The 18,840-nt window shown below is 42.7% G+C and carries 19 protein-coding genes; 3 read left to right on the plus strand and 16 right to left on the minus strand.

The genetic code is table 11. The annotated features are described in order from the left end of the window. The first annotated feature begins 27 nt into the window (after positions 1 to 27). The gene (gene kdsA / locus G8O23_RS07315; protein ID WP_317168999.1) at positions 28 to 849 is read left to right on the plus strand and encodes a 3-deoxy-8-phosphooctulonate synthase; all 822 of its coding nucleotides are present in this window, start codon (positions 28 to 30) and stop codon (positions 847 to 849) included. On the opposite strand, the gene G8O23_RS07320 is transcribed toward kdsA, so the two are convergent. The 10 genes from G8O23_RS07320 to G8O23_RS07365 form a co-directional block, all read right to left on the minus strand. Further along, on the minus strand, positions 836 to 2,395 hold the full coding sequence (locus G8O23_RS07320) for an ATP-binding protein (protein ID WP_166363290.1): 1,560 nt from the start codon (positions 2,393 to 2,395) through the stop codon (positions 836 to 838). The genes kdsA and G8O23_RS07320 overlap by 14 nt on opposite strands. 167 nt (positions 2,396 to 2,562) lie before the next feature. Next, positions 2,563 to 3,243: a porin family protein gene (locus tag G8O23_RS07325; RefSeq protein WP_166363292.1), complete on the minus strand. Its 681-nt coding sequence runs from the start codon at positions 3,241 to 3,243 to the stop codon at positions 2,563 to 2,565. A gap of 97 nt (positions 3,244 to 3,340) precedes the next feature. Continuing rightward, positions 3,341 to 4,816, minus strand: coding sequence for a cardiolipin synthase (cls, locus tag G8O23_RS07330; protein WP_166363294.1), 1,476 nt, complete (start codon positions 4,814 to 4,816; stop codon positions 3,341 to 3,343). Between the two features lie 110 nt (positions 4,817 to 4,926). Then, on the minus strand, positions 4,927 to 5,466 hold the full coding sequence (locus G8O23_RS07335) for a DUF4252 domain-containing protein (protein WP_166363296.1): 540 nt from the start codon (positions 5,464 to 5,466) through the stop codon (positions 4,927 to 4,929). Between the two features lie 16 nt (positions 5,467 to 5,482). Further along, entirely contained in the window at positions 5,483 to 5,863 is a 381-nt protein-coding gene (locus G8O23_RS07340) for a thioesterase family protein (protein WP_166363384.1), read from the minus strand. A gap of 183 nt (positions 5,864 to 6,046) precedes the next feature. Next, the gene (locus G8O23_RS07345; RefSeq protein ID WP_166363298.1) at positions 6,047 to 6,847 is read right to left on the minus strand and encodes an ABC transporter permease; all 801 of its coding nucleotides are present in this window, start codon (positions 6,845 to 6,847) and stop codon (positions 6,047 to 6,049) included. After that, positions 6,844 to 7,437 carry an ABC transporter ATP-binding protein gene (locus G8O23_RS07350; protein ID WP_166363300.1) on the minus strand — a complete coding sequence of 198 codons (594 nt, stop codon included), beginning with the start codon at positions 7,435 to 7,437 and terminating at the stop codon, positions 6,844 to 6,846. Before G8O23_RS07350 ends, G8O23_RS07345 begins: the two co-directional genes overlap by 4 nt. A gap of 21 nt (positions 7,438 to 7,458) precedes the next feature. Continuing rightward, positions 7,459 to 7,806, minus strand: coding sequence for an acyl-CoA thioesterase (locus G8O23_RS07355; RefSeq protein WP_166363302.1), 348 nt, complete (start codon positions 7,804 to 7,806; stop codon positions 7,459 to 7,461). A gap of 104 nt (positions 7,807 to 7,910) precedes the next feature. Continuing rightward, on the minus strand, positions 7,911 to 8,996 hold the full coding sequence (locus G8O23_RS07360; RefSeq protein ID WP_166363304.1) for an alanine racemase: 1,086 nt from the start codon (positions 8,994 to 8,996) through the stop codon (positions 7,911 to 7,913). Positions 8,997 to 8,999: 3 nt separating this feature from the next. Beyond that, entirely contained in the window at positions 9,000 to 9,446 is a 447-nt protein-coding gene (locus tag G8O23_RS07365; RefSeq protein WP_166363306.1) for a GNAT family N-acetyltransferase, read from the minus strand. Positions 9,447 to 9,719: 273 nt separating this feature from the next. Here G8O23_RS07365 and G8O23_RS07370 point away from each other — a divergent pair, with 273 nt between their 5' ends. Further along, positions 9,720 to 10,190 carry a hypothetical protein gene (locus G8O23_RS07370; protein WP_166363308.1) on the plus strand — a complete coding sequence of 157 codons (471 nt, stop codon included), beginning with the start codon at positions 9,720 to 9,722 and terminating at the stop codon, positions 10,188 to 10,190. A 14-nt stretch (positions 10,191 to 10,204) separates the two neighbouring features. On the opposite strand, the gene G8O23_RS17690 is transcribed toward G8O23_RS07370, so the two are convergent. The 6 genes from G8O23_RS17690 to G8O23_RS07400 form a co-directional block, all read right to left on the minus strand. Continuing rightward, positions 10,205 to 10,441 (minus strand): VF530 family protein, encoded by a 237-nt coding sequence (locus tag G8O23_RS17690; RefSeq protein ID WP_166363310.1) that lies wholly within the window; start codon positions 10,439 to 10,441, stop codon positions 10,205 to 10,207. A 16-nt stretch (positions 10,442 to 10,457) separates the two neighbouring features. Beyond that, positions 10,458 to 11,807 carry a DEAD/DEAH box helicase gene (locus tag G8O23_RS07380; RefSeq protein ID WP_166363312.1) on the minus strand — a complete coding sequence of 450 codons (1,350 nt, stop codon included), beginning with the start codon at positions 11,805 to 11,807 and terminating at the stop codon, positions 10,458 to 10,460. A 310-nt stretch (positions 11,808 to 12,117) separates the two neighbouring features. Next, positions 12,118 to 13,371, minus strand: coding sequence for a DEAD/DEAH box helicase (locus G8O23_RS07385; protein WP_166363314.1), 1,254 nt, complete (start codon positions 13,369 to 13,371; stop codon positions 12,118 to 12,120). Between the two features lie 68 nt (positions 13,372 to 13,439). Beyond that, the gene (locus G8O23_RS07390; RefSeq protein WP_166363316.1) at positions 13,440 to 13,886 is read right to left on the minus strand and encodes a PIN domain-containing protein; all 447 of its coding nucleotides are present in this window, start codon (positions 13,884 to 13,886) and stop codon (positions 13,440 to 13,442) included. Further along, positions 13,886 to 14,086, minus strand: a complete 201-nt coding sequence (locus G8O23_RS07395; protein ID WP_166363318.1) for a hypothetical protein — start codon at positions 14,084 to 14,086, stop codon at positions 13,886 to 13,888. The genes G8O23_RS07390 and G8O23_RS07395 overlap by 1 nt, the downstream gene beginning before the upstream one ends. A 180-nt stretch (positions 14,087 to 14,266) precedes the next feature. Continuing rightward, entirely contained in the window at positions 14,267 to 16,375 is a 2,109-nt protein-coding gene (locus tag G8O23_RS07400) for a M3 family metallopeptidase (RefSeq protein WP_235942264.1), read from the minus strand. 236 nt (positions 16,376 to 16,611) lie between these two features. Between G8O23_RS07400 and G8O23_RS07405 the strand changes: the two genes are divergently transcribed. Beyond that, entirely contained in the window at positions 16,612 to 18,801 is a 2,190-nt protein-coding gene (locus tag G8O23_RS07405) for a KamA family radical SAM protein (protein ID WP_166363320.1), read from the plus strand. The last annotated feature ends 39 nt before the right edge of the window (positions 18,802 to 18,840 follow it).

An 18,840-nucleotide genomic window follows, 5' to 3' on the forward strand; every position in this document is an offset into this window, starting at 1 on the left:
CAAGTATCATATTCTAAAATTCTTAATGTGAGCTCATTATCACGCCAAGAAGTATATAACACAACTTCAGATACCTTCTTTCTAATGGCGGGTCCCTGTGTGGTTGAGAGCGAAGATACGACTCGTCGAATTGCAGGAGAGCTAAAGGAAGTATGTTGTAAACACTCTATTCCACTGATCTTTAAAGCCTCGTACCGTAAAGCTAATCGAACAAGGTTCGATTCTTTTGCTGGAATTGGGGATGAGCTTGCTCTCGAAATTCTTGCCAGAATTGGACAGGATTACAACGTGCCCATAATGACAGACATACACACTCCACACGAAGCAGAAAGGGCTAAACAATATGTTGATATTTTACAGATACCAGCTTTCTTATGCCGACAGACAGACCTGCTTCTGGCTGCCGGCGATACAGGATTACCCGTTAATATTAAGAAGGGGCAGTTTGTATCGCCAGAAACAATGCGACACGTAATTCAAAAGGTTATAGAAACAGGGAATACAAATGTTATAATAACCGAAAGGGGAACCACTTTTGGCTATAACGATTTGGTAGTTGATTTTAGAGGAATTCCAACTATGAGATCGTTTGGTTACCCAGTGGTTGTAGATCTTACCCACTCACTCCAAAAGCCCAATCAATCGAGTGGCGTAACGGGAGGAGATCCCCAGCTTATTGAGACAATGGGAAAAGCAGCCATTGCTGTTGGTACCGATGGTATTTTCATTGAGACTCACCCCAATCCGAGCGAAGCGCTTTCTGATGGCAAAAGTATGCTTCAATTAAACGTAATGGAACCCTTACTAACCAAATTGTTAAGGATAAGGCAAGCTGTTAGTGAACATTGAGTTTGCTATTCTGTAGCTGAATATCAATTTTTTCGAGAAGGAGCTGAGTGTTTATGGGCTTCGATATGTAATCGTTACAACCAGCTTCTATGCACTTAATATTATCGTTTGGCATCGCGTAAGCTGTTTGAGCAATAATTTTAATGGAGGGGTTTTGCCTTTTAATAATTGATGTTGCTTCGTAGCCATCCATCACGGGCATTTGGATATCCATTAAAATCATATCAACATTGGAATTATTATGGCAATACGATACAACCTCTTCGCCGTTGCGTGCCCAAATAATATAGGCTTTAGTTTTCTCCAGCATAGCCCTAAGGAACTTGTAGTTCGTTTCGGCATCCTCGGCAATCATAATGGTTTTGCCTTCCCAATTGTAGTTTTTATCGGCTGGAGTAAACACCTTCACAGCATTCTCGCGCTCGTAAACAGTAGCGTAAGGCAGAGTAAAATAGAAGGTTGACCCCTTGCCTGTCTCCGACTCTACCCAGATATCGCCCCCAAGCAAGTCAACAATATGTTTGCTTATAAAAAGTCCAATGCCTGTGCCGCCATACTTTCGAGTTGACCCCTCCTCAATCTGCCTGAAACGCTCAAAGATGATGTCAACCTTCTCCTTGGGAATACCAATCCCTGTGTCGCGAACGAAAAACTCGATATGTTTCTTCTCCTTGTTATTAACGTATCCAAACTCAACGGCTCCTTTGTCGGTAAATTTAATGGCATTACCAATTAAATTGGACAGCACCTGACGTAGTCGTTGCTCATCGGTAAAAAGGAGGTTATTCTCATCGTCGTTAAGGTTTAGCAGGCGCAATGTGAGGTGTTCCTTCTCCTGCTTAAACTTGGCCTCGTTGAAAAAGGTGTATAAATCGAAGAATAAATCATCGATATTAACATCGGACTTGTTAAAGGCAAGCTGACCAGCCTCAATCTTCGATATATCCATTATGTCGTCGATAAGGTTTACCAGCATTGCGCCGTTGTGGCATACAATATCGAGATATCTGTGCTGCATCTCCCCATCAAGCTCATCATCTTTAAGTAGTTGGGCAAAGCCAAGGATACCATTCATGGGTGTTCTGATCTCATGGCTCATATTCGCCAAAAAGTTAGACTTTAGCATATCGGCCTCTTCAGCTATTCTCTTCGCCTCTACTATATCTTTTTTGGCTTTCTCGAGCTCCACTAGGTTCATTGCATTCACCTTAAACAGATGATTGTATTCGGCCTGGCTGCTCTCAAGATCCTTTTTAAGCTGCTGTATTTGATCAACAAGAAAATCCTTTCCCTTATCAAGTTGCTGCAACTCTGCCGTTAGCTGCTTACTCCTTCTAATATTCAAAAACAGTAGCACAACAGCAACAGCTAGTGCTATAATTAATATGGCAATCATCAGAAGATAAATGGTACTACTCGAGGGAGTTGCAAGCAAGAATATTGACATAGACGACAGGCGATTAGGTGCATATGTAGCACTAGGCAAAAACACCTCTCCTTGGTTTTGGTAGGTGATAAAGCATCCTATATGGCTTGTCCTGTACATTTTAGCTCAACAGCAATTCTTTTGTCTTAAAACAGTTAGCTTTTATCAAAGATAAAAAAAATTAAATTATAACAAAGGTTCAACATAAATCTTAACTGTATGATGATAACCATAAGACACAAAAAAAGGGTTGATAGTTTAATCAACCCTTTGGTAACCTATTTGGTCTAGAAGAATATTCCCAAGCTAAATATCCACTGGGGGTTACGCTGGTCTAAGCTAAAGTTCCTGGTCCCTATTGTTAGCTCATCGCCGAGTTTACTCAAATTGCCCTCGTACTTAATATCAAACGTGGCAAACTTAAAAATATCGAGGCCAACACCAACCTGATAGCCAAAAACAGCATTCTTTATGGAGTTGTCAACGGTAGAGTTCTCTCCAACAAAATCGGCCATCTGGTCTCTCAAACCGTCCTTCTCGCTAAGGGTAAAGGTGGCAACGGGTCCCAAAAAAACCTTGGCTGGGCCAAACTTATAACCTGCCATTACTGGAATATCTAGCCTATTAAACTTTTGCTCAACTATTGCATTGTAAGCGCTTTGCGCATTTTCCTGGTCGGTAATAACGAAATTTCCCTTAGCCTGTGTAAATAGCACCTCTGGCTGGATAAAAACACCCATAAGCTGAATACGACTAAAAAGGCCGAAATGAAGCCCGAATTCAGAATCGCCTTGCTCAAGTAAAAAGGTTTTGGCACCGTCTACCGTGCTAACATCATCCAGCGTGGTTTTGTCAATTTTCATGGTTGATGAGTTAAGACCACCCTTAACCCCAAAGCGAATGAACTGAGCGTTGGCAACACCTACAATCATAAATGCTGCGATAAATAGTAGTGATAATCGTTTCATAATTTGACTATTAAATTAAACAATATGGAAACCTAAGTTATTTACTGTTGAACACTTATGAGACCTACCAAACATCGTGCCCAAAACAGCTCTAGTATTAGAATAATGGGCTAAACATTCGTGCTAATGACTCCTTAAAATTTTGTTTAGCTGACCGTTGAGCCCATTTCTTGGGATTTACCTGCTTGCTTCTACGCAAATCCTTGTGAAACTGTTTCTCTAGTCGCTGTGTTAATTCCTGATCGTATATCATCGTCAGCAGCTCAAAGTTATCCTCAAAGCTCCTAATGTCCATATTGGCCGAGCCAACAGAGGCAAAGTTACCATCAATCATCAGAATTTTGGAGTGGTTAAACCCATTTTGGAATAAGTACACCTTTATGCCCGCATCAAGCAGCTCGGAAACGTACGACATGGAGCTCCAGTACACCACGGTAGAGTCGGACTTGCCAGGGAGGACAATACGCACATCGACTCCGCTTAACGCGGCAGTTTTAAGAGCCGTTAGAATACTTTCGTTAGGGATAAAATAAGGTGTTGAGATGTAAATATGCTTACGAGCCCTTGTTATGGCGGCAAAAAATGCTTGCATTATGGATGCCCAATCGGAATCGGGGCCACTAGCAGTTATCTGAAGCGAGTGCTGGCTAGTAACATTATGCTCTGCAAAGCACTCATCCTTACTAAACTCAAGTTTATTGCTAACAAAATACCAATCGACTAAAAAAATTATTTGGAGCATGCTTACCGCATCTCCCTCTATCCTAAGCACGGTATCGTACCATGTACCTAAAAACTCATCGCCTTTCAGGTACCTGTCGGCAATATTCATCCCTCCCATAAAAGCTACTTCGCCATCAATCACAATAATTTTTCGATGGTTTCTATAGTTTACCTTGCTAGTTAGCAAGGGGAACTTCACCTCCATGAATGGATATACCTCTACACCTGCAGAGGTTAACTCTTTTATAAAGTTTTTAGGAAGATGCCAACTACCCACATCGTCGTATATGAGCCTTACCTTAACCCCAAGCTTAGCCTTAGCAATTAGTTTTTCTTTAATCGTATTGCCTATCTCATCATCGGCAATAATGTAGAACTCAAGGTGTATCGATTTCTCTGCCCTGTCGATGTTGTCGAGTATTGATTTAAACGTTTTGCGACCCGTTTGAAAGATCTCAACATGGTTGTACTGGGTGAGCAATGCTTTGCTGTTGTTTAGCAACAGGGTAATAATGCCAAGGTTATCGGCAACGCTAGGAATATCAAAAAACTTTTCGGTGTGAATGTCAACCAGCTGGGTTTGGCTAAGTAGCTCTATTTGCTGGAGGTCTTTAATCCCTTTTCGGTTAAAGATCTTCTCCTTTCTATGATTCTGCCCGAAAAAGATGTAAAAAATTAGCCCAACAATTGGGAGAAGTATTAGGATAAGCACCCATATGCTGGTTTTGGCAGGGTCGCGTTTTTCATGTATTACCATTACTGCTGTAGAAATAATGGTAAACAGGTATATCAGCAGTATGATGAGTGGAAGGTTGGATAAGAATATGTTATTCCAAAAATCGTAAAGCATAACCTTAAGATGTAAGACATGCTAAAGGTATTAACATTTTTTGAAATATTTTATTAATTACCCACTATGTAAAGTGATAATTGCAACACTTGCCATTTGGAGCAATTGTACTAGCGGTTAAAACGATTGAGGTTGGTTACTACCTCAAGATTTTCTGGCCTTGTAAGTTTAGCAATCTTATCGAGGCTAATATCACCCTGAAAGCTAACGCAGAATATGCTTTGCGCATTCGAGACCATAACTATCATTTCGCTAACATTCACCGAGTCGGTTGGTAGAATTTTCACAATTACAAGCTCATTGCCATTATTTATCGAGGCTAAATCCTGAAATTGAATGTTATCGAGCCTTTCGTTAATATCTGTGAAATGGTTCTCATCATCGCTGCTTGAGGCGTTGGGGATAATTAGGAAGTTTAGGTGTTTAATATCCTCAAGCAGCAGTTTTAGCTCAGCATTCCCTGCTTTTGATTCATCGAGAAAAATGGAGACCATACTGGGTGGAACGGAAAAGGTTTTGCCCACGCCCTTGTCGCGATAGCTTAAGTAGATATCCTTAGATGTTTTATCAGTGTGCTCAGAACTATTGTTACACCCAACAGCTAAAAACATTACCGAGAGTATTGACACTAAAAAAAGTCGATTAACCATAATTTTTCAATTGCTGCTACTTAGCCTCTAAAACCTTGTCCATAAACCCCATGGTATCCACTATGTATCGGGTGTGAATACCAGAACCTATCTCACCCTCCTCGTCGTATGCCTTTACCTCAAAAACCAATTTATTACCCTCAATTTGGGTTAATACAGCTTTGCTCTCCACTTTCATTCCAATGGGAGTTGCTTTTATATGCTTAATATCAACCTTTACGCCAACGGTAGTTTGCCCCTGTGGCAGATGAGGCAAAACAGCATTCATTGCGGCATTTTCCATAAGGGCTATCATGGCTGGCGTTGCAAACACAGCTAACGCTCCCGACTTGTAATGAATTGCCGAATTCTCCATGCCAACTACAAGAGTTGAAGTAAAATTTAGACCAGTTTTCATATCAGTATTCATAACAAATATTTTGCAATAAAGTTATGGAATTTGATTTACTATGGGGATTAAGTTCATTTCTATTTCATAAAAAAACAACGAAAGCAAACTAACTAAGCAGAATATCAGCGGACTTACAAAAATAAGTAAGCCATTAAAACCTGTATCTTCTATTGAAAAACGTTTACTAGCTTAGTCAACTTTAGTCCTCAGCACTCCCGGAGCTATCCTATCCATCCTATCAAAAGCAGACTTGTTACCCAACATTATGCTTAGCATTAGGTTGATGCTACAGCCTGCAAATATTGCCAGCATTATCATTATTTGGTATCGAATGGCAGTAGCAGGCGAATTCCCCCCGAGTATCTGGCCCGTCATCATCCCCGGAAGCGATATAAGCCCCATTACCGATGTATTGGCTATCATTGGGTTAAGGGCTTTGCGAATGGCTTGCACAATGAATGGGTTTATGGCAGCCTTCTTGCCTTTCCCGTTGATAAGCAAGAAGTAATATAAGTTTTGGTTTTTAACCAGCCCCTCGAAGTATGCATTTAGCCCCACAATATTATGATTCATTGCATTACCAAGTATCATTCCCGAGATGGGGATAAAGTACTGCGATTCGAATACGTAGGGCAGCTTGATAACAAACCCCAGAAAGAATGCATCAACAATTACTATGCTGGTAACCCCCGATATTACTAGCGGAACAGCCAACACCCTATGGTTTAAGCCACTCCGCTTAAGGGTTGTAAAAACTCCTACCAGTATCATAATTAGGACCCAAGCTGAATTGAGGAAGGCATTGTTCTGCTCAAAGATAAACTCGAGGTATAGCGCAACCGCCGAAAGTTGAATAACCATTCGGGTTATGGCAATAAGGGTTGATCGGGTTAATCCCACCCTGTAGTACCAGAAACCAGCTAATGGAATTAGTAATATTAATAGGCTAAAGGCCAAACTGACCCATGAAATATCCTGTGCTGCGCTCATAGTTCAATTATTTTATGGCATTTGGCATTCCATTGGTCACTATGCGAGGTTGAAATAACGGTTAGCTCTTCCCTACCCCAAATTAACTCCATAAGCACATCTGTTGATGTTTGATCGAGAGCCGATGTTGGCTCATCGAGAAGCAAAATTGGTCTATTCAAGCTTAAGATTAACGAGATCAACAGGCGTTGCTTTTCCCCTCCGCTCAAATCGGCAAAGGGTTGATAAAGAGCTTCCTCCTCGAGTTTAAGCTGCTTGAGTATTGTCACTGCCGGTAAAATATCTATTGAAAGTAAGTCGGCTAGCTCCTTACCATTGGTTGCCATAAGTTCTACTCCCTGAGGGAGGTAAGCAATTTTGCTGCGGATATCTTTGGCGGTTTGCCTATTGAATGGCTCACCATCAAATGAAACACTACCCATATTGGGAGGAACAATACCTGCTAAAATGCGCAAAAGGGTTGTTTTGCCCCTACCCGATACACCCGTAATTGAAACCTTCTGCCCCTGCTCAATAGCAAAGTTAATATCGTTGAGAATAACCTTGCTACCAAAGGTTACTTGTATTCCGTTGGCCTCCACTTTGTGCATAGCTGTGCAAAATCTGTTTAATTACAACCTTACTGGGCGACCATCTTCGCTAACTGGCGCAAGGCAAAAAGAGCCGCTAATTACCTTCTCCTTCTCATCACCTTTAACTACAAAACCACTCACATCAACATCTACCTTAACCCTTCCTTTGGATACAATGGCCGCTGTGAACTCAACAACCTCGTTTTGGTGAACCGGCTTTAAAAACTTTACAGAATCAACTTTAACTGTCACAAAATCTTTTTGATATGCCTGCGAAACGGCAATAAAAGCCAGCTCATCCATCCATTTAAGGGCTTGCCCCCCGAATAAAGTTTTATGGTGATTGGTATACTTTGGAAAGATAACACGCGTCATAGTAGCAGCCATAGCTTTTTGCGGCAAATTTAGGCTATAAAATGGATTAATGAAAAGAATGCGCCATAAAGATATATCATCTTCACAGCGCATTCTTAAAAGTTTTTCTGATACTTCTAAAGTATTGTCTTGTCGATAAACTTTGAGTTCATAAGCCTGGCTACCGCCATATACGATGGAGAAAACCTAACCTTATCGCCCACCTTGTACCTACACTTTTTATTCTTATCCACAGGGCCAAGGTCGTATACGCTCATATCGGAGGTAGTGCCCGCGAAGCGAATCTCAGGATCCTTTGGGGTTAATTCGTCCACATCCACGTCGAGGATACCAAAGTCCAGAATTGCGCGATAGCTATGATCCCAGTCAAAATCTTCGGAGGTGTGGCCAATGTTGCCCTCGGTTAGAATACCATCGGGGCTGGTCTCCTTAAGCTCCAACTCGATAACGTTCCCCAGATACTCAAAAGCATCGGTGGAGAGGTCGAGAAATTGAGTACCATCGAACGGAGATGTGCCCAGGAATGGTGTTTCGCCAATGCGCAAATGGTTAACATTTTTTGGCATTGCCGATTTACCCACCAATGGCAGGGTAATGGAGCTACCACCAGAGATAAGGGGCAGGTTGGTATTAAACTTAGCATCAATTAGCTGCTTGTAAAGCGACATCTGCAGCAGCTTATCGTATGTAGGCTGAATGCCATACATACAGCCAAGGTTGGTGCCAATACCCTCAATATCGATATTCTTGAGTTCAAAAACTCGTTTGTAAAAATCGATTACCTTTTCGCGTAGGATACCCTCGCGCAGCTCACCCAGCTCAATCATGATGATAACTCGGTGGCGTTTACCCTGACGGCCTGCCTCGGCATTTAGCGCCTCAATAGTTCGATACGATGAGTTAAGCGAAATGTCGGCATAGCTAACAATGGCCTCAATGGTATCCATTGCAGGAGGCTTAACGTACATGGTAACAATCTCGGGGTTAATCTCCTTGATAATTTGAAGCCCCGAAATTCGAGAATCGCCAACGCTATGCAGATTTTTCACAATGGGGTGAAAAAGTAGCTTCTCGAGAAACTCACGATGCCCTGAGAGCACCTTTACCACCAAGCTCCACGTTACGTTATGCTTGTCGAGAAACTTATTTAGCTTCTCAACATTTTGAATAATATCATCTGACTTAACAACCAGTTCTGCCATGGTTTACTTCTTTTTAACGTAACGCATCTCGGCGTACTTTGTGGTGAAACCAATGCGCTCGTAAAGTCTCTTGGCAGGATTATCGTACTCCACGTGTAGTTTCACATCACCTTCGGCACGATTAATAGCCTCCTCCATCAGCTGTTTGCCAATGCCTTTTCCTCTAAGGCTAGCGTCAACAGCAATGTAAACCAAAATGTTTTCGGGAATAAAACCTTGCATACCCGTTTTATTCATTACAACAATGCCCACCAATTGGCCATCGTAGTGTCCAGTAAGAACAAAGCCTCCCTTGCCGCTATCCTTTGCAAAGGCATAGTCGAGGCATTTGCCTATTGACACCTTATCGTCGCGAAAGCGATCGAGGTGTGTATGTAAAAAGTTAATAATCTCGTCTCTGGAAGTTTCTTTAAGGTCGTTCTCGTTGTTAATCTGCTTTACTTGTAGCATAATTTAAGTTTTGGTTAAACAATAACTGCTTTTTTGATAGTATAGAAAACTATTAAAGGTAAAATGTTAAGCAGCGGAGATATGTATTTATGCAAATATAGTAATTTTTGGTGAAGAATCAAAGGTGTTAGCTACTAGGTCAATACGATTAACCAGCAGCATCTCATTCTTAGGTAAAGAGTTTAAGCCGATTAGCCAGCCAGAATTTTAGGCCAAAAAAGTTGAGTTTTCATTACTTTTGATGAGCTGAAAAGAACCAAACACCCATTGACGATGAAGGCTGCTTCAATTCATAATATTAAGACAGAGCTAAAGGTTTTACCACAGCCAGTGCTTGTTGATATTTGCATTAGGCTGGCAAAATACAAGCTTGAGAACAAGGAATTGCTATCGTACCTTTTGTTTGAGGCGCAGGATGAGCAAGCCTATATTGCCCAGGCCAAAGCCCTTTTGGAGGAAGATTTCAAATCGCTTAACAAAAGCCGACAGTTCCTTGCTAAGAAGACGATTCGCAAGGCTCTGCGCACAACCACTAAGCACATTAAATACTCGAGCAGTAAGCAAACCGAGCTGGAGTTGCTTATCCATTTCTGTAAGCAATTACGCAAAACGGGGCTTGCGTTACGAGCCAATACGGTGATTGGAAATATTTACCTAAAGCAGTATTTGAAAATTAAAAAAACGCTTGAGAGCCTACATGAAGATTTGCAATACGATTACAAAGAGGATGTTAGGCTGCTATAAAAATAGCAAAGAAGTTATACCTCCCTTTTACTTTTCCTAAGCATATATAAGTATAGGCTCTCCACTTTTTCGCGTGCCCAAGGAGTTTTCCTAAGAAATTTTAGGCTTGATTTTATAGACGGATTTGATTTAAAACAATTAAGATTGATTTTGCCATAAAGTTCTTCCCATCCATAGTAGTTAACTAGTTGGGCTAAAATTGACTCTAAGGTGAGCCCATGTAGCGGATTGTTCTTTTGACTTTCAGCCATTCTAATATTTAAGAAGTTAAAACCTTGTTTTCTTGGGTTTGTTTGGATTTTTTGCTTTTTGGAGTTTCTCGTACTTCTCCTTCCTATTTTTGGGCCCACCAAGGTTTACCTTTTTGTTCTTGTCCTTCTTCTCATGCTTATGTGCTTTGGGTTTGGGCGCTTTTCGGGTGATTTTTGAGAGATAATCCTTATCGCCTAAGTTTACTGGTTTTTCCTCGTCAATAAGCACGTTCGATATTTCCAGATTACTGGGAAGCGGCAGTATTTCGATATGCTTTCCCATAAGCTGCTCAACTCCAAATTGGTACTCCTGCTCCCACTCGGCAATAAACGAAATGGCCTCGCCATCCTTATTGGCCCTTCCGGTTCGTCCAATGCGATGCAGGTAATCGCCCGAAGCTTCTGGCATATCGAAGTTTACCACGTGGGTCACATCGGTGATGTCCATACCTCGAGCTACAATATCGGTTGCAATGAGGATACGGTGAGTTCCATCTTCGAACTGCCTTAAGGCTGTAAGCCTTGTGTTATGCGCTTTATTGGAGTGTATTACGCTAATCTGCTCGGGGAACTTCTCTCCCACCTTCTCAAACAGCCTATCGGCAGTTTTCTTCGATTTAACAAAAACCATCACCTTGCTTAAGTCGGTATTCTCATTGAGCAGCAGCTCAAGCAAGTTGGCCTTGGTATTAAAGTTGGGAACAAGATACCCGGTTTGCTTTATCCTTTCAATTGGTGTTCCGTGGGGATTTACTACAATTCGTTGTGGTTCAATAAGGCTATTGGAAATAAACTCATCAACCTCGGGGGTAATGGTTGCCGAGAACATTAGCGTTTGCCTTTTCTCGGGTAGTAGCTCGATCACATTGGCCAGCTGCGGACGCAACCCAAGGCTAAGCATTTCATCAACCTCATCTATTACTAGTTTTTTTATTGATTTTAAGCGCAGTACGCCCGTAAAGGTTAAATCGATTAGCCGACCAGGCGTGGCCACCAGAATATCGAGGCCATCGTAAACCAGCTGCTTTTGGGTATTTATATTGGTATCGCCGTACACACCAGCCGAACGTATATCGTAGTACTTGGTTAGCTTCTTAATCTCCTCCACTATTTGTACTACCAGTACCCTTGTGGGGGCGAGAATAAGCACGCGGGGCTCACGTTGCTTGGAATATGTTAGGGTATTAAGCAATGGCAATAGGTAGGCAAATGTTTTTCCTGTTCCGGTTTGGGCGATGCCAATGGCATTTTTACCCGACATAATCACGGGAAATGCCTTGTCCTGTATTGGTGTAGGATTGATAAACTCCAAATCGGCTAGCGCCTGCAGGAATGGTTTTTTGATATTTAGCTCTTCGAAGGTCACGGTTTGTCAGTTTTCAGTAATCGGTAATCAGTATTCGGTAATCAGTAATCGGTAATCGGTAATCAGTAATCGGTAATCAGTAATCGGTAATCGGTAATTGGTAATTGGTAATTAGTCATCGGTTGGTAGTTGAAAAGTCGAAAGTCGAAAGTCAATAGGAAAGTTGAGAACTCTAACTCTATGAACTTTATGAACTTTATGAACTCTATGAACTTTATGAACTCTATGAACTTTATGAACTCTATGAACTTTATGAACTCTATGAACTTTATGAACTCTATGAACTCTAGTCACTCTATGAACTTTACTCCTACCTCTTTTTCTTCTTTTTAATGTTCTTTTTCAGCTTCTTGTTTGCCTCAAACTCCTCCTGATCCTTAATAAGCGATTGCCAATCGTGTGATGATTCTTCGGAGAAATCGATGGTTGCCTGATACTCGCTATTGCTAATGCCGAGAACCGAGATGGGGTTATGCAAATACTTCTCTATCTCTTTTAGAATAGGTAGCTCCTCGGTGCTACAGAACGAAAGGGCTTTTCCCCGCTGTGTTCCGCGACCAGTTCGGCCTACTCTATGCACATAATTTTCGGCTACCTCGGGCAAATCGTAGTTTATAACAAACTCTACGTTGGGAATATCTATACCTCTAGCGCTCACATCGGTGGCAATTAAAACCCTGTTCTTTCCGCTTTTGAAGTTATCCATCACCTCGGTTCGCTCACCTTGATCTTTGCTGCTGTGGATGGTTTGACTTGCTATTCCAACCCGTTCCAACGCCTTAAGCACTCGCTCGGCGCGAACCTTGGTACGAACAAAGACCAAAATCTTGCTCTCAGGATTTTCGTTGATAAAGTGCTCAAGGAAGAAACGCTTGTCGTCCATCTCGATAAAGGCAACGGAATGGTCGATATTCTTCGACACGGGATCCTTGGGCGATATATGAATCCGAACCGCGTGTTGCACTAAGCCGTAGGCTAAATCCTTAATTCTATCGTTGATAGTTGCCGAGAAGAATAGCGTTTGCCTATACCGTGGAATACGGCGAATAAGCTGCTCCATATCGTTAATAAAGCCCAGCTCCAGCATATGGTCGGCCTCATCAATAATAAGTATCTCAACTGCTTTAAACGACAGGAAACCCTGACTGGCCAAATCGAACATACGACCTGGAGTGGCAACCAGCACATCTACCCCACTCTTTAGAACACCTATTTGCGGATCCTGCTTTACGCCACCGTACACGCCTATAATATTTAGACCTAGCCCCTTGTTTAGCGCTCTATACACATCGGCCACCTGAATTGCCAGCTCGTGCGTTGGAACCATCACCAGACAGCGGGTTTCGTATTCACCAATACGGACTGGTTTTGAGCATAGCATCTGAATTGTGGGGATGGCAAAAGCTGCGGTTTTACCCGTACCGGTTTGAGCAATGGCCAGCACATCCTCGCCCTTTAGCGTGGGTGGAATGGCTTTGAACTGAATATCGGTAGGTCTTTTAAAACCAAGGTCGGCAAGGTTCTGCTTTAGTGCGGGTACAAAATTGTACTGTTCAAACTTCATATAAATATTGAATTGGGGAATTGGTAAAAATGCTTAACCCTTACTTCCCCCAGTTGTGTTATTACTTTTTACTTTGTTCTTCTAACAAGCCTTTCAAAAAGATCATCGGTTGTGATAAATTTATTCCACCCTTTTTTACTTAACCCTTTTTGCAATTCCTTATCTCCACTCCATAACCTCCCCTTGATGTGTTCGGTTAACGCGACGAATTCAGTATCATCAATATCCACATCTTTTGTCAGCGATTCAGCAGTTTCATATGACTCTTTTGGGATAAGTTTAAGGTTTATAAACCTAATTTTGTTGGTTATTAGAGTAATAATTCGGTCTAGTTCGTTATCTGAATAGTTGGAGATATCCTTAATCTTCGTCTTGTGATTTTGTATTTCAATAGAGAGCTGTTCTGTTGAGTAGAAATTTAGCCTACTTTTTGGTTGAAGAAGTATTCTGGCAATTTTGCTGTTAGTGTTAAGAATTGCGCTAAAAGCAATATTTGTGTCAACAACTATTCTCATCAGTCAAGTTGCTCCTTAGTTTTGTCCCAACGCCCCTTTTTAATCGTTTTAACTAAATCATCAACCTCTCTTTGTGATGTTTTTGAATTCTTTGTTAACTCTTTATATTCAAACAAATCGGTTAGATCTTGTAGGTCATCCAAATTCATACTTTTCGGAAACCTAAAGATTATCTCGTTGGGTGTTCGTTCAATAATCATAGTCTTTTTCTTTGAATGTACGAATTTTGCAACAAATAGGTTTTATCAACCAAAAATCGAATTTCTGCTTTTCACTGCAAAGATAGTAAAATGTTTTATCTCTATGGTAATTCGCTGAAACGCAAAAGTCCGGGTGCGACTGATAGCCGAACCCGGACTCCTACAATAATTGTATGTTTCTTACTTCTTCAAGCCACTTCTCTCCAGCAATGCATCTACCGATGGCTCGTGGCCACGGAATCGCACGTATAGCGTCATAGGGTGTTCGCTCCCACCCTTCGAGAGGATATTGTCGCGAAGCGACTGGGCGGTTTCCTTATCAAAAATCCCCTTCTCTTGGAAAAGCGAGTAGGCATCGGCATCGAGCACCTCGGCCCACTTGTAGCTGTAGTAACCTGCAGCATATCCACCGCCAAAAATATGGCTAAAGGCTGGGCTAAAGGCAGTTCCCTCAACGTGAAGCATCACGTTGGCTCGAGCCATATGCTTGTTCTCAAAGGCAATTACATCGCCTTTAAATGGCTTGTCTATTCCGTGCCAAGCCATATCAACCAGTCCAAAGCTAAGTTGACGGATGGACAGGTTTCCAGCCAAGAAATTGCGGCTATCGATAATGGCCTGTACCATTTCCTGCGGAATGGGCTCTCCGGTTTGGTAGTGAATGGCAAACATATCCAAGTACTCCTTCTCAACTGCCCAGTTTTCCAATACCTGCGAGGGCAGCTCCACAAAATCACGATAAACCGATGTTCCCGAAAGGTTTGGATAGGTTGTGTTGGCGAAAATGCCGTGCAGCGCGTGTCCAAACTCGTGCAGTAAGGTGGTAAACTCGTTAAATGTTAGTAGCGAAGGTGTATCCTTGGTGGGTTTGGTGAAGTTTGTAACAATTGATATGAATGGCCTAACATTCTCTCCATTCTTCACAAACTGGTTGCGGTAGCTGGTCATCCAAGCACCACCGCTTTTTCCCTCGCGGGGAAAGAAATCCAGGTAAAGCAGCGACAGGAATGAACCATCGGCATCGAGCACCTCGAAAACCTTTACATCGGGATGATAAACAGGAATATTCTTTACAGACTTAAACGATACGCCAAACAACTTGTTGGCAAGCATAAATACGCCTTCCTGCACCTTCTCAAGTTGGAAGTAGGGCTTTAGCTCCTCCTCGTTAAAGTTGAAAAGCTTATTCTTCAACTTCTCGGTGTAAAATGCCCAGTCCCATTTCTCGATGCTGTGGTTTACGCCCATATCCTTGGCAAGTGCCTGAACCTGCTTTAGCTCATCGTTGGCGGCGGGCAACGATTCAACCAAAAGCCTTTCCAGAAAACTCATCACCTTATCGGACGACTCGGCCATACGGTTTTCCAACACGTAATCAGCATACGATTTGTATCCAAGTAAATTGGCCAGCTCAAGCCTTAGGTTCACTATGCTTTTTACTAGCTCGGTGTTATCGTTCTCGTTACCATTAAATCCACGCTTGGAGTATTCTCTATATATCTTTTCACGCAAATCACGACGCTCCGAGTATTTAATAAAAGGTGCATACATAGGCATATGCAAAGTGATTACCCATCCCTCAAGATTTTTCTGCTGAGCCGCTTGTGCTGCAGCATCCACAAGGCTTTTGGGTAAGCCTGCAAGTTCGTCCTCACTGGTAAGATGTAAAAAGTATGCATTGGTCTCTGCCAGAACGTTCTCCTCGAACTGCAACGAAAGCTCCGATAGTTTTCGAGTAACCTCGCGATACTTCTGCTTATCGTCCTCGTTTAGGTTGGCACCGCTGCGTACAAAGCCCTTGTAGGTTTTTTCGAGCAGGGTTAGTTGCTCTGCTGAAAGCGAGTCTTTATCAACCGAACTATATACCTGTTTCACCCTTGCGAACAGCTTTTCGTTTAGGTTAATATCGTTTTGGAAATCGGTTAGCTTTGGGGCAACCTCACGCACAACCTTTTGAAGCTCCGCATCGGTTTCGGCATAGTTAAGGTTAAAGGCAATGGTGGTTATATCGCCAAGTTTTTGCCCAGCAAAAGCCAGCGCCTCGATGGTATTGGCAAAGGTTGGTTCCTCTGTGCAGTTTAAAATAGTCTCGATATCGGCACGGGCCTCAGTCATAGCCGAGTCTATAGCCGGAATGAAATGCTCACGTGCTATCCTATCGAATGGTGGTGAGTTGTATGGGGTTGTGAATTCAACCAGAAGCGGATTTTGGTTCGATTGTGGTCCGTTGCACGAAACCATCGTAAATCCAATAATTCCTGTCATAATAATTGTGCTTAATGTTCTCATATTTCAATTTAAAAATTTCGCAAAGTAAGCAAATATTTGGCGTTTGCTCCAATGACTTTAGGCATTATCAACCCCATTGGGTTCGATTTGTTTGGCTGGCAGGGCATTTTTTTGTATATTGAGGGGATTGAAAGTTTAGAGTTTAAAGTTCATAGAGTTCAAGTTGAAGGAGTAACTCTAATGCACTTGCTATTACTAACAATATATGGTGTAAAAATATCAAAAAGCAATATAATATGACTGAAAATCAGAAGTTAGACCAAATTGCGATTACGGTAAAATCGCATAAGCTTCTTAAGAAATTGCTGAAGGAGAACCCCAAACTGGAGGAGATAATGCGCAACGCCCGTAACGAAACAGAGGCGCTTATTGGGGTGCGAAACTGGGTTATGGCTTACCTAAAGGGCAAACCCATAGCCTATGAGTTTTACAAACGGACTAAGCAGGGGCGCGAGTGGTTCGAGCAACTTACCTGGCAGGATTACGCTGCCATTCGAATACTTGATTATATTGATAATGCAGGTCGTGAATATGAGGATTTAAACCTCCGGGGTGAGATTGCGATAAGTAACCCCATAAAGCTAATATGGTTAGCCGTAAACTTTGGAACCGGAGGAGCAAAGCCCTACTTCTTCGAGGATATGCTATACCTTTTTCGCCAGCTGGCTGGAACCTACGAGCGCAAGCTGCCAACAAAGGACAACCTTACCGAATGGATGGATCGGTTCCCCAGCGGACTAGATCCCCGCATTGTGAAGCTACGCGAGGAGAACCGCGAGCGTATAATCAATATCCTTATAGATAAGATTGATAGCGGCGAGATTAAGAGCGAGCGGTACAGCTTTGAGCCCAAGATGTCGCAGGAACAAAAGTTTTTGAAGATGTTGGAATGGTGGGACGACCATCGTTTTCACCTCAGCTTTGCTGTACGCTCACCAAAACTTCTCAACGAGCTGCTTGGCAACTCGTTGGATCCCGATACGATGAAAGTGCTATTCGAAGCCGAGAAGGCGGGTATTCCTTTTTTTGTTAACCCTTACTACCTATCGTTATTGCATGTTCGTGTGCCCTACTTTGCCATTGGTGCCGATTTGGCCATAAGGCATTACGTAGTTTACAGCCAGCAGCTTATTGATGAGTTTGGCCACATTGTGGCCTGGGAAAAGGAGGATAAGGTAGAGCCCGGTAAGCCCAACGCAGCAGGTTGGATACTTCCTACGCACCACAATGTACACCGTAGATACCCCGAGGTGGCCATACTTATTCCGGCCACTATGGGTCGAGCCTGCGGAGGTCTTTGCGCATCGTGCCAGCGGATGTACGATTTCCAGAGAGGGAACCTAAACTTTAACCTCGACAAGCTAAAACCCACCGAGAGCTGGGATAGCCAGCTGGAGAAAATTATGGAGTACTGGGAGAACGATGCCCAGCTGCGCGATATTCTTATCACCGGAGGCGATGCATTGATGAGTTCCAATACATCTATGCAGAAAATGCTCGATGCTGTATTAAGTATGGCAATTCGCAAGAAGAAGCGGAACGAGACCTTGCCCGAAGGGCAAAAACTGGCCGAGATTGTTCGAATTCGCTTGGGGACCCGCTTGCCAGCATACCTACCACAGCGCATCACCCCTGAGCTGGTGCAAATACTTGCCGATTTTAGAGACAAAGCCATTGAGGTGGGTATAAAGCAGTTTGTAATGCAAACCCATTTTGAATCGCCTATGGAAATCACACCCGAGGTTAAAGACGGTGTAAAACGCTTTCTTGAGTCGGGCTGGACGTTTACTAACCAGCATGTTTTCACTACCGCCGCCTCGCGGCGAGGGCACACCGCCAAGCTACGCCAGGTACTTAACGAGATAGGCATTCTCCCCTACTACACCTTCTCGGTTAAGGGCTACATGGAGAACTACTTCAACTTTGCCACCAATGCCCGTGCTGTGCAGGAGCAAATTGAGGAGAAGGTTTTTGGAACCATCAGCGACGATAATATAGAGCGAATTAAAGAAGTATCGCTTGACCCCAAGCACATGGACGATAACCTATCGGGTATGATGATTAAGAATGGTTTACCATTCCTCGCCACCGACCGCAACGTGCTTAACCTGCCTGGCGTGGGTAAAAGTCTAACGTACAGAGTTATCGGAATTACTCGTTACGGAAGGCGTGTGCTTGAGTTCGACCACGACCAAACCCGGAGCCATAGTCCCATTATTCACAAGATGGGCAAAGTGATAATTATCGAAAGCAAATCGATTAGTGAGTATCTGCGTCAGCTCGAGGATATTGGTGAGGATATCACCGAATATGAAAGCATTTGGGGCTACTCCATTGGCGAAACCGAACCACGATTACCAATATACGAGTATCCTGAGTACGAGTTTGAAACAACGCAAGAGCTCACCAACCTCGAGATTGAGTAGAAAGAATTTATCATCCAAAGAGATAACTAAAAAACAATA

The organism is Perlabentimonas gracilis, from assembly GCF_011174675.1.
GTDB classification, from domain to species: domain Bacteria; phylum Bacteroidota; class Bacteroidia; order Bacteroidales; family Tenuifilaceae; genus Perlabentimonas; species Perlabentimonas gracilis.

What these genes read in the sequence shown, in the direction of transcription:
- G8O23_RS07360 (WP_166363304.1), bottom strand. Translation starts at nt 8,996, where the DNA reads ATGGCAGAACTGGTTGTTAAGTCAGATGATATTATTCAAAATGTTGAG.
- G8O23_RS07345 (WP_166363298.1), bottom strand. Translation starts at nt 6,847, where the DNA reads ATGAGCGCAGCACAGGATATTTCATGGGTCAGTTTGGCCTTTAGCCTA.
- G8O23_RS07335 (WP_166363296.1), bottom strand. Translation starts at nt 5,466, where the DNA reads ATGGTTAATCGACTTTTTTTAGTGTCAATACTCTCGGTAATGTTTTTA.
- G8O23_RS07325 (WP_166363292.1), bottom strand. Translation starts at nt 3,243, where the DNA reads ATGAAACGATTATCACTACTATTTATCGCAGCATTTATGATTGTAGGT.
- G8O23_RS07370 (WP_166363308.1), top strand. Translation starts at nt 9,720, where the DNA reads ATGAAGGCTGCTTCAATTCATAATATTAAGACAGAGCTAAAGGTTTTA.
- G8O23_RS07355 (WP_166363302.1), bottom strand. Translation starts at nt 7,806, where the DNA reads ATGGCTGCTACTATGACGCGTGTTATCTTTCCAAAGTATACCAATCAC.
- G8O23_RS17690 (WP_166363310.1), bottom strand. Translation starts at nt 10,441, where the DNA reads ATGGCTGAAAGTCAAAAGAACAATCCGCTACATGGGCTCACCTTAGAG.
- G8O23_RS07385 (WP_166363314.1), bottom strand. Translation starts at nt 13,371, where the DNA reads ATGAAGTTTGAACAGTACAATTTTGTACCCGCACTAAAGCAGAACCTT.
- G8O23_RS07340 (WP_166363384.1), bottom strand. Translation starts at nt 5,863, where the DNA reads ATGAAAACTGGTCTAAATTTTACTTCAACTCTTGTAGTTGGCATGGAG.
- G8O23_RS07390 (WP_166363316.1), bottom strand. Translation starts at nt 13,886, where the DNA reads ATGAGAATAGTTGTTGACACAAATATTGCTTTTAGCGCAATTCTTAAC.
- G8O23_RS07365 (WP_166363306.1), bottom strand. Translation starts at nt 9,446, where the DNA reads ATGCTACAAGTAAAGCAGATTAACAACGAGAACGACCTTAAAGAAACT.
- G8O23_RS07395 (WP_166363318.1), bottom strand. Translation starts at nt 14,086, where the DNA reads ATGATTATTGAACGAACACCCAACGAGATAATCTTTAGGTTTCCGAAA.
- cls (WP_166363294.1), bottom strand. Translation starts at nt 4,816, where the DNA reads ATGCTTTACGATTTTTGGAATAACATATTCTTATCCAACCTTCCACTC.
- G8O23_RS07320 (WP_166363290.1), bottom strand. Translation starts at nt 2,395, where the DNA reads ATGTACAGGACAAGCCATATAGGATGCTTTATCACCTACCAAAACCAA.
- G8O23_RS07400 (WP_235942264.1), bottom strand. Translation starts at nt 16,375, where the DNA reads ATGAGAACATTAAGCACAATTATTATGACAGGAATTATTGGATTTACG.
- G8O23_RS07405 (WP_166363320.1), top strand. Translation starts at nt 16,612, where the DNA reads ATGACTGAAAATCAGAAGTTAGACCAAATTGCGATTACGGTAAAATCG.
- G8O23_RS07350 (WP_166363300.1), bottom strand. Translation starts at nt 7,437, where the DNA reads ATGCACAAAGTGGAGGCCAACGGAATACAAGTAACCTTTGGTAGCAAG.